The organism is Shewanella sp. 11B5 (assembly GCF_002836795.1).
Classification (GTDB): domain Bacteria; phylum Pseudomonadota; class Gammaproteobacteria; order Enterobacterales; family Shewanellaceae; genus Shewanella; species Shewanella frigidimarina.
In genome coordinates this window covers 1-6,359 of record NZ_PJAP01000342.1, presented here as the reverse complement: position 1 = coordinate 6,359, position 6,359 = coordinate 1, and the positions used below count along the sequence as shown (strand labels likewise).

Annotated in this window: 6 protein-coding genes; 5 read left to right on the top strand and 1 reads right to left on the bottom strand. The window is 40.1% G+C overall.

The window, feature by feature from the left end; all coding sequences use genetic code 11:
- The first annotated feature begins 272 nt into the window (after nt 1–272).
- The 5 genes from thrS to CXF78_RS07235 all read left to right on the top strand — a co-directional run bounded on the left by thrS (nt 273) and on the right by CXF78_RS07235 (nt 5,143).
- A complete protein-coding gene (gene thrS / locus CXF78_RS07255) occupies nt 273–2,201 on the top strand; it encodes a threonine--tRNA ligase (protein WP_011637488.1) in 1,929 nt (642 codons plus the stop codon).
- A 3-nt stretch (nt 2,202–2,204) separates the two neighbouring features.
- Entirely contained in the window at nt 2,205–2,747 is a 543-nt protein-coding gene (infC, locus tag CXF78_RS07250) for a translation initiation factor IF-3 (protein ID WP_081430133.1), read from the top strand.
- Between the two features lie 83 nt (nt 2,748–2,830).
- Complete coding sequence (gene rpmI, locus CXF78_RS07245; RefSeq protein WP_011496149.1) at nt 2,831–3,025, top strand: 50S ribosomal protein L35; 195 nt, start codon at nt 2,831–2,833, stop codon at nt 3,023–3,025.
- A gap of 16 nt (nt 3,026–3,041) precedes the next feature.
- The gene (gene rplT / locus CXF78_RS07240) at nt 3,042–3,401 is read left to right on the top strand and encodes a 50S ribosomal protein L20 (RefSeq protein ID WP_011637486.1); all 360 of its coding nucleotides are present in this window, start codon (nt 3,042–3,044) and stop codon (nt 3,399–3,401) included.
- Between the two features lie 548 nt (nt 3,402–3,949).
- Nucleotides 3,950–5,143, top strand: a complete 1,194-nt coding sequence (locus CXF78_RS07235; RefSeq protein WP_102036397.1) for an amino acid aminotransferase — start codon at nt 3,950–3,952, stop codon at nt 5,141–5,143.
- Nucleotides 5,144–5,342: 199 nt separating this feature from the next.
- Here the strand turns inward: CXF78_RS07235 and yvcK are convergent, their stop codons facing one another.
- Complete coding sequence (gene yvcK, locus CXF78_RS07230) at nt 5,343–6,299, bottom strand: uridine diphosphate-N-acetylglucosamine-binding protein YvcK (RefSeq protein ID WP_011637484.1); 957 nt, start codon at nt 6,297–6,299, stop codon at nt 5,343–5,345.
- Nucleotides 6,300–6,359: the final 60 nt, after the last annotated feature.

Below are 6,359 nucleotides of genomic sequence, written 5' to 3'. Positions count from 1 at the left end.
AGCATTGTCAATACAGTCTCCGCCTAAAATCATCACTCACTAATACAGTCAACTCACGTGATTAATTTGACTTAAACATGCTATTTCTGGCAGTTATTGACCGCATGATGGTTGCGCAATAATCCGCTTATCACATAGAATAGAGACTTACGTTTTTGGGTAACTAAGACTCCTGTACTGTCTTGATTTCATTAACGTGCTCTCGTTCAAAAAGAACATACTTAATTACCATGTGGCCCTACGTGTGGGTCACCACTGGAAAAGGAAATTTCATGCCTATTATTACATTGCCTGATGGCAGCAAACGTGAGTTTGCCAATCCTGTATCGACTCTTGATGTTGCATTAGACATCGGCCCTGGTTTAGCAAAAGCGTGTATTGCTGGCCGTGTAAACGGTGAATTAAAAGATGCAACTGACTTAATCACTGCAGACTCAGAATTAGCTATCATCACGGCCAAAGACGAAGAGGGTGTTGAAATCCTTCGCCATTCTTGTGCGCATTTATTAGGTCACGCGATCAAGCAAATGTGGCCAGAAACCAAAATGGCAATCGGCCCGGTTATCGACAACGGTTTTTATTACGACATCGACTTAGACCATAAGCTGACGCATGAAGACATCGAAGCCCTAGAAAAGCGTATGCTTGCATTAGCCAAAACTAACTACGATGTGGTTAAAAAGGTTGTATCTTGGCAAGAGGCCCGCGATGCATTTGATGGTCGTGGTGAAGAATACAAAATTGCTATTTTAGATGAAAACATCAGTAAAGACGCAACACCAGCGCTTTATCACCACGAAGAATACATCGATATGTGTCGTGGTCCTCATGTGCCAAACATGCGTTTTTGTCAGAACTTTAAGTTAATGAGCGTTGCTGGTGCATATTGGCGCGGTAACTCTGATAACAAAATGCTGCAACGTGTATACGGAACAGCATGGGCCGATAAAAAAGCCCTTAAAACTCATTTAGTGCGTTTAGAAGAAGCGGCTAAGCGTGATCACCGTAAAATTGGTAAACAATTAGATTTGTACCATATGCAAGAAGAAGCACCAGGAATGGTGTTTTGGCATAACGATGGTTGGAGCATATTTTTAGAACTTGAGAAATTCATTCGTCAAAAGCTAGGTCAATACACTTATCAAGAAGTGAAAGGCCCACTAATGATGGATCGTGTGTTATGGGAACGTTCTGGTCACTGGGATAAATACGCAGAAGCCATGTTCACTACTAATAGCGAAAACCGTGAATACGCGATCAAGCCAATGAACTGTCCTGGTCATGTACAGATTTTCAACCAAGGGTTAAAATCTTATCGTGACTTACCATTACGTATGGCAGAGTTTGGTTGCTGTCATCGTAACGAACCATCTGGTTCACTTCACGGTTTAATGCGCGTACGTGGTTTTACTCAAGACGACGCTCATGTTTTCTGTACTGATGATCAAGTACAAGAAGAAGTCAGTGCATGTATCCAAATGGTATATGACACATACGCTACATTTGGTTTCGATAATATCGTGGTTAAACTGTCAACTCGCCCTGAAAAGCGTATTGGCGACGACGATATGTGGGACCGAGCTGAAGACGCTTTAAAGCAAGCTCTTGCCAATAATAATATTAAATATGAAATATTACCGGGTGAAGGCGCGTTTTATGGTCCAAAAATCGAATTTACTTTGCATGACTGTTTAGATCGTGCATGGCAATGTGGTACAGTACAACTCGATTATGCATTACCGACTCGTTTGGGTGCCACTTATGTCGCAGAAGACAACAGTCGCCAGACGCCAGTAATGATCCATCGTGCTATTTTAGGTTCTTTAGAACGTTTCATAGGTATATTGATAGAAGAATACGCCGGTAAATTCCCAACTTGGCTTGCTCCAATGCAAGTAGTTGTAATGAACATTACCGACAAACAAGCTGATTATGTTGAAGAAATCGTTAAATTCTTCAAAGAACAGGGTATTCGAGCATCTTTTGACTTGAGGAATGAGAAAATAGGCTTTAAAATACGCGAACACACCCTAAGACGTGTGCCTTATTTATTGGTCGTTGGTGATCAAGAAATGGAAAATAAGGAAGTAGCGGTGCGTACACGTGACGGTATCGATTTAGGCAAGTTAAAACTAGAAGATTTCGCCGCGATGATACGTCAACAGATTTCGCTCCGTAGTCTCAAATTGTTGGAGGAATAGGTCATAAAGATCAAAAGAACAGCAGGGCGACAGCCAGCCCCTAATAGAATCAATGATGAAATCACTGGTGTACCTGAAGTCCGTTTATCAGGTTTAGATGGTGAGCCAATTGGTATATTAAGTATAAAAGAAGCTCAGAACGTTGCAGATGAAGCCGGAGTTGATCTTGTAGAGATCAGTCCCAATGCTGAGCCTCCTGTCTGTCGCATAATGGACTACGGTAAGTTCCTTTTTGATAAAGCGAAAGCTCAAAAAGAACAAAAGAAGAAGCAGAAACAGGTCCAGGTTAAGGAAATTAAATTCCGTCCTGGCACTGATGAAAACGACTATCAGGTAAAACTACGCAACCTGATTCGTTTTCTAGAAGATGGGGACAAAGCGAAAATTACGCTGCGTTTCCGTGGTCGCGAAATGGCACACCAAAACCTAGGTATGGATCTTTTGAACCGTATCAAGGCTGATTTGGAAGAGTATGCGGTTGTTGAATCTTTCCCGAAAATGGAAGGTCGACAAGCAATTATGGTGCTAGCACCTAAAAAGAAATAGTAGGGCAACCCTAAAGTAGCAAAAGTCTCTTGAGGCTTTTGCTCGCCTTACGTTTATTAACGTCCCAATGCGGAGTTTTAGAAATGCCTAAAATGAAAACAGACAAGGGTGTAGCGAAGCGTTTTAAGAAAACCGCTAATGGTTTCAAGCGCAAGCAAGCACACTTACGTCACATTTTGACCAAGAAAAGCACTAAGCGTAAGCGTCACTTACGTGCTAAATGTTTAGTTGCTAAATCTGACGTTCCAGCAATCGCGCGTCAACTACCATACGCTTAATTTAGGAGTTTAGAAAATGCCAAGAGTTAAGCGTGGTGTAACCGCACGTGCTCGTCACAAGAAAGTTTTAAAATTAGCTAAAGGTTATTATGGCGCTCGTAGCCGTACTTACCGTGTTGCTGTTCAGGCAGTAACTAAAGCTGGTCAATATGCTTACCGTGACCGTCGTCAGAAAAAACGTCAATTCCGTCAGTTATGGATTGCACGTATTAATGCAGCGTCTCGTCAAAATGGTCTGTCTTACAGCCGTTTCATTAACGGCTTGAAAAAGGCGTCTATTGAAATCGATCGTAAGATTTTGGCTGACATCGCTGTTTTCGACAAAGTTGTTTTTGCAACTTTAGTTGAGAAAGCAAAAGAAGCGTTAACTAAGTAATTAGTTTGTCGCTTTAAAAAGAGGAACCTTCGGGTTCCTTTTTTTATACTTATTTTTTATATCACCTGTATTATTAATAAATTGAGTTATCCTGTTTACTCTCAATAAACTGTCTCATTTGAGTACTTTCACGGTGTTCAAAAAATTGATGATGATTAGGGCCTGTTTATCTTTAAAGATAAACGTTGCTGTGGTTGCCAATGTTATACAAGACTGAGTTTATGATATAAACATTCAATACGAGTAAGCGGCAATGCAGTTGAATGAAGCTATGAACGTAGCACTGAATAGTGCAACTAAACGACATATCATTTTTTGAAAGATTATTAATGATTAGGTGTTACCCAATTCGGCACACTTAGTACAAGTAATCTGTTTATTCAAATGTATTTTGACCATGAGAATGCCCAGAGCATTAAAATATTTTGCGTTGTTTTTATCAATTTTGTATTTTTATCTCAACAATCAAAAAACTCACTACTCACAAGGGACATAGAGTGGTATAACTAAGCAAAATTTGTCTATTCACCTCACTTAGGATAGTTGTAATGATCTTTTCTCAAGTAACACTTGCTCCAGCAGATCCCATCTTAGGCTTAACAGATGCTTTCAAAGCAGATACTCGCTCTCACAAAGTCAACTTAGGTGTTGGCATTTATAAAGATGAAGCTGGGCAAACGCCGGTATTATCTTCAGTAAAAAAAGCTGAAGCTATTTTACTTGAAACCGAAAAGACCAAAAATTATCTCGGTATTGAAGGTGTACAAGCTTACAACCAAGTGGTTCAAGAATTACTCTTTGGCGCTGATAGCCAAATTATATCGGATAAACGAGCGGTAACAGCGCAAGCACCCGGTGGAACGGGTGCATTACGGGTAGCGTCAGAGTTTCTCGTCCGAAATACTAAATCAACAACTATTTGGGTTAGTAATCCTACTTGGGCCAATCACCAGAATATTTTTGAAACAGCAGGATTAACCGTTAAAGAATACCGCTACTACAAAGCTGAAACACATGACATGGATTTCGATTCAATGTTGGTTGATTTAGCCAATGCGAATGCCGGTGATGTTGTTTTACTTCATGGCTGCTGTCATAACCCAACGGGTATTGATTTATCGATTGAACAATGGAAATTAGTTGCCAAGGTTTGTTTGGAAAAATCATTGTTGCCATTATTTGATTTTGCTTACCAAGGTTTTGGTGCCGGCATTGATGAAGATGCGCAAGGTTTACGAGCGGTTGCAGCCGTGGTACCAGAGTTATTGATTGCAAATTCATTTTCTAAAAACTTTGGTTTATACAACGAACGTATTGGTGCGGTAACCATCGTCGCTGAAAATCAAGATGATGCAGTAAAAAGCTTTAGCCAAATTAAAAAAACTATTCGCGCAAACTATTCCAATCCTCCGGCGCATGGTGGATTAATAGTTAGTACCATTTTAGCTGATGCTACACTGCGTCAAGAATGGGAAACAGAATTAACACTAATGCGAGAACGTATTGCTGAGATGCGCAGTTTATTTGTGCAAAGCCTAAAAGCTGAAGGTGTTGAACAAGATTTCAGTTTTATCTCTCGTCAAAATGGTATGTTCAGCTTTTCTGGTTTGAACAAAAGCCAAGTTGCACGTTTAAAAGATGAGTTCGCAATTTATATTGTCGGCTCGGGTCGTATTAGCGTTGCAGGCTTAACGAAAAATAATATTCCAGTGGTTTGTAAAGCTATAGCTCAAGTGATTTAGTTTTACTATTGTGATACAAAAATGGCTGCAATATGCAGCCATTTTTGTTTGCCATTTCAATATTCATACCTAAGAAATCACAACGATAGCCAAGTGTTCATCAAATCAAAAATCACTTCAGTGAGCAGTCTGTTTATAAACCAAATCAATAACGAATGTTAAACGCTTTGAGCGTCGATATAACCCAACATCGATAAACTTATTTCATATTGCAATGACGGTATTGTGCCATATCAATTGGCGTGTGGTGTAAGTCACAAACTTGGCTAATCGCTTCAGCTAATGCGGTTTTATCATGTAATCCCGGATGGTGTTGACTGACTAAAGGAAAGTGATTAAAACGAACACCATTAATGTTGGAGTAAGACAGCTTAATTTCATCTGCATGCTGAATAACATCAGCAATCACTTCTTTGCCTATTACCTGATTAAACCAAGCAATTTTATCTTCAATACTAAAAGTGCTTGCAGGGGAGTACTCAGCCGTTAAGTTATCAATTAACATGACATGTGCGTTTGAGTCACGAATGCTCTTGGCAATTTGTGGCAGTAATAAAGGTGGCAGTATGCTGGTTAAAAAACTGCCCGGACCGATAATAATCAAATCAGCTTTTGCTAATGCATCGCATGCCTCTGATGTCGCCTCAACTTCAGGTTCCAAAGATAACGCAATCGGTGCTTCCTTCATGCCATCAACATTGAGTTCACCAAACACTTTATTACCACAGTGGGTAAGTGCTACAAGATGAGTCGAAGCCTCTGACATCGGAATAATTTGTGTTTCAATTTTAAGTAAGCCACGAATTAGATTAACCGCTTCAAGTGGTCTTACACAAAGTTGATCAAGTGCGTGTAATACGACATTACCTAAATTATGCCCAGAAAGTTCATTATCACCGGTAAAACGATGATCAAATAACATTGAACCTAACGATGGACGATGTGCAAGATGAGAAAGACAATTACGTAAATCCCCCCATGCAATAGTTTGCTGATCTTGCCTAAGTCGACCGGTAGAACCGCCATTATCCGTAGTTGCAACAATGCCCGTTAATCTTGGGCCTAAAAAAGATAATGAAGCAAGAATTCTGCCTAACCCATGTCCGCCACCGATGGCTACCACATGGTGATAATTATTGAGTTTATGATTCAACATAATCTGTGCTCAAGTCCTTGAGTTGTTGAATAAGACGATAAGCAGCCAATACAAGACCGC